Origin of the sequence: Staphylococcus intermedius NCTC 11048 (genome assembly GCF_002902385.1) — a bacterium.
Lineage (GTDB): Bacteria > Bacillota > Bacilli > Staphylococcales > Staphylococcaceae > Staphylococcus > Staphylococcus intermedius.
Map to the genome: position 1 here is coordinate 1 of NZ_PPQH01000152.1, position 1,778 is coordinate 1,778.

Sequence of the window (1,778 nt, forward strand, 5' to 3'; positions counted from 1 at the left end):
TTACTATTATTATACAAAAAATGGGAAAAGGTTATTAAACAAATATTAAAGAAATAAAAAATGCCGACAAGTCCGTAGGACTTTGTCGACAGTCTGGAATTAACTGAAGTTAATCTTTTAGAACAAATAAGATGTGGTCAAGGTAAACCAAACAAATTATATTTAATGAACCCTGAAATTACTAAAGAAGATATTTATGAAATTGAAAAGCAAGAAGAAAATGTAGATGAACCCTGTCATGACGAAGAAGTTCGAAAATCAAACACTAATGATACTGATATTAGTAATACTGAATTGAATGATACTACTACAAAAACTGAAACAAATAGTAGTAGTGGTAGTAGAGAAAAATATTTAATTAAACTTTTAAAAGAAGAAATGTCTGTTAGACCAACAAAAGCATTTATAGAAAAAATAGCTGATCTAAGTAAGGATATGCCCCCAGACCTTTTGGAATACGCTATCAAGTATGCTTCTGAAAATGGTAATAATCCTAAACAGTATTTAGCTAAGATCTTACAAGTGTGGTCTACTAATCATATTTATGATATAGAGCAAGCTCAAAATTTTAGTGTTAAATCTAATATACATTCACTAAAAAGTAAGGAAAAAACACCTAGGTGGATAACTCACCCTGAAGAATTTAAATTGAAAGAAGAAAATGATCAAGAATTAGCAGCAGAAGCTCAAGCATTTAAAGAACACTTAAATAAAAAGAGAAGAAATTATAAATAATGAATCTTTAAGTAAGGTATACAACAAGATTAAGATTCATTAGTTTGTATTACATAACTTCCTTTCTTTAGTATATCAAAAAGGTATTTGATGCATTTTATAAATAATTAAAGGACAAACAGGTTTTAGTTTATTAAGGTCTTTTTAAAGAGGCGAGAAAGAAATGAAAAATGGCGAGTTGGATTATCTCAAAGAAAGTGATCCGACGAATATATTTACCAACTCTTTTATGTGTGGAATCAAAAAGAGTATCTAGCAAGTGAGATTTACGACTTAACCGAAGAAGAAAAACGAGAAGTAAACAACCAAATGATTAACGAAATTGAAGAAGAATAAAAAAGGCGTTAGCCAGCGTCTTTTTTATTCCAATTGCCTTATGGTTTGGAACCAACAACACAAAGCTTATTCCAAACCATAAGTTTTCTCGGCATAAAAGTGAGCATGATTTTAAATTGAAATAGTGCGTGATTTTTATAAAGTGCAAACTCTTTTCGATACCCCCCTTTTTAGTCAAAAGGGGTAGTGCAAGATTAAGAGTTGGTACCTAACTCGTTAAAAGCGTTGGCACGCTTGGATTTAGAGTGGTACCACTATAGATTTTGTGTGGTATATATAGTACTGTAACTCTTGATGTGACTGGTTTGAGCATGGGATATTGCATGTAAAATCGAAAACTTGGTTTGCGGAAACTTTGCATTTAACTTTGCAATAGATTTGTTGTTGTATTCGGCTCATATTTGCGTTTTAAGAGGATATATGAACTTTTAGGTATAAAACCATACAATTTACCTCTAAGCCTTCAAAATACCCTTTAAAATTCAAAATAAGGACATAAAAAATAAAAGCTACCCCAGATAAAATGAGGTAGCTTTTTCTTTCATACGGTCTGTTTATTTTTCTTTCGACGCCGTATCGTCGATGGAATTCAAAAAAGTTATGGGCTATAAATCTGCATCAATCGCACGATATAAATAGCACCATTTTCCTTTTATTTTGATATATGTCTCATCAACACGCCATTTATAATAAGCTTTTTTATGCTT

Annotated in this window: 1 protein-coding gene and 2 pseudogenes; 2 read left to right on the forward strand and 1 reads right to left on the reverse strand. The window is 30.8% G+C overall.

All coding sequences use genetic code 11. From position 1 onward, the window contains the following. Window positions 1-165 precede the first annotated feature (165 nt). A complete protein-coding gene (locus CD138_RS13810; protein ID WP_019167304.1) occupies window positions 166-735 on the forward strand; it encodes a DnaD domain-containing protein in 570 nt (189 codons plus the stop codon). A 77-nt stretch (window positions 736-812) separates the two neighbouring features. After that, a pseudogene (locus CD138_RS13815) lies at window positions 813-1,071 on the forward strand (protein rep); the annotation flags it as partial. Window positions 1,072-1,682: 611 nt separating this feature from the next. Here the strand turns inward: CD138_RS13815 and CD138_RS13820 are convergent. Next, window positions 1,683-1,778 (reverse strand): annotated as a pseudogene (locus tag CD138_RS13820) (DDE-type integrase/transposase/recombinase); the annotation flags it as partial.